The organism is Kitasatospora sp. NPDC059088 (assembly GCF_042738155.1).
Lineage (GTDB): Bacteria > Actinomycetota > Actinomycetes > Streptomycetales > Streptomycetaceae > Kitasatospora.
Genome location: NZ_JBHYGR010000302.1, coordinates 1 through 1,556, shown reverse-complemented (window position 1 = coordinate 1,556; position 1,556 = coordinate 1). Strand labels below are relative to the sequence as shown.

Sequence of the window (1,556 nt, the reverse complement as noted above, 5' to 3'; positions counted from 1 at the left end):
CCCCATTCGTCGTTCGTCAGATCACCCCGCCCCATGCCGGGCACAACGAGCCCGGCATGGAGAAGTCACATGATCCGCCGGACAGAACCTAGCCCAGCTGCTCGGCGGTCACCACGGACGGATCTTCCCGCAGCCGCACCGCAACCTCCTGCGCTATCCAGCCCTCGCAGCGCGGCTGTTGGGAGAAGGACGGTGGGAGGAGCAGCGGCTTGCCCACCTGGTCGCGGTCGCGGAGACCATGGGCGCTCCGGATCCGCCGCCGGTGCTGTCGGTGGAGGCTGCGGTGCTGGCTGGGGAGGTTGTAGTGCTCGCTGACTGGCTGGCCTCTCAACGCTTCTTCGTCGTGGATCAGTTGCAGCACCTGACCGGCGCGGGGGATCCGTCGCAGGTGGTCCGGCACTGGGAGCGGGCTGTGGTGGCCGGTCCGCGATTGGTGGAGGGCGCAGGTCTGGGTCTGCCGGTGTGGAAGGAGACTCCGGTGTCATGACGTTCTTCGACTGGTTCCGGTTCGAGCCGAACACGTTGCAGAAGTCGCTGTTGGATCTGCTGCACGGGTGCGCGGTGCCGGGCCGGGCGGGGCTGCTGGTGTTGATGTGGCCGACCGGGAGCGGTAAGACCGAGGGCGGTCTGTGGGCGGCGCGGTGGCTGGGCGGGCCCCGTATGGGGGTTCACCTGGCCCTGCCGTCGGTGGCCACCACCGACTCGGCGTTCCGGCGGGTCTGGCGGTGGGCGAGGCGGGCGCTGGCCGCGTCGTCGCCGGTGACGTTGGCGCACAGCCGGGCCGGACGTGGCCCGCAGGGCGCGCTGCTCAGCCACGACGACGGCGACGGGCTGGTGCTCGCGCCCGCGCCGGAGTTCCTCCAGGGCCGCGGCCGGCCAGCGCTGGCGGGGGTGACGGTCTCCACCATCGACCAAGTGCTGCTGGCGGTGCTGCGGGTCCGGCACAACGTCCTAAGGATGGGCGGTCTGACCCGCAAGGTTCTGGTGGTGGACGAGTGCCATGCCTACTACCCCTACATGCAGAGCCTGCTACGCACCGTCTTGGCCTGGTGGGGTGCGCTCGGTGTACCGGTCGTGCTGATGTCCGCCACGCTGCCGCGTTCGCTGGCCCGTTCGCTGGCCGCGGCCTACCTGTCGGGGTCCGCCCCGGGTCTGCGGTTGCCGGAGTTCCTTCCCGCCTACCCGGGGTGGTTCCACGTCGACGGCCTCACGGGTCACCCGACGGTGGAGGCGGTGGCCACCGGCCGGAAGAGGCTCCTGGCCGTGCGGTTGGTCGGTTTGCCAGGCTCGCCCCGGGCGACGCGCCGTGATGCGGTTCCGGCCTGCGACAGGGCCCGGGCCCGGGTCGTGTCGCAGCTGTTCGAGCGTGGCCGTCAGCGGCTGTTCGTGCTCACCGTGTGCAACACAGTAGCCTCCGCCCAGAACACCGTACTGGCGTTGAAGGCGTTCCTCCCCCGGGACTGAGCTTGCTCCGCTTTGACGGACGCCGTTGGTGTGGTGGTCAGGCCGCCAGGGCGGTCTCGTATTCGGCGGGACTGCGGTAGCCGAGGCTGCTG

Annotated in this window: 2 protein-coding genes; both read left to right on the top strand. The window is 70.6% G+C overall.

What is annotated here, in order from left to right:
* The first annotated feature begins 97 nt into the window (after positions 1-97).
* Positions 98-487, top strand: coding sequence for an HD domain-containing protein (locus ACFWXO_RS45515; RefSeq protein ID WP_380533172.1), 390 nt, complete (start codon positions 98-100; stop codon positions 485-487).
* Entirely contained in the window at positions 484-1,464 is a 981-nt protein-coding gene (locus ACFWXO_RS45510) for a hypothetical protein (protein ID WP_380533169.1), read from the top strand. Before ACFWXO_RS45515 ends, ACFWXO_RS45510 begins: the two co-directional genes overlap by 4 nt.
* The last annotated feature ends 92 nt before the right edge of the window (positions 1,465-1,556 follow it).

Bases quoted from the DNA above. Each gene is read 5' to 3' on its own strand.
- ACFWXO_RS45510 (WP_380533169.1), top strand. From the start codon at position 484: ATGACGTTCTTCGACTGGTTCCGGTTCGAGCCGAACACGTTGCAGAAG.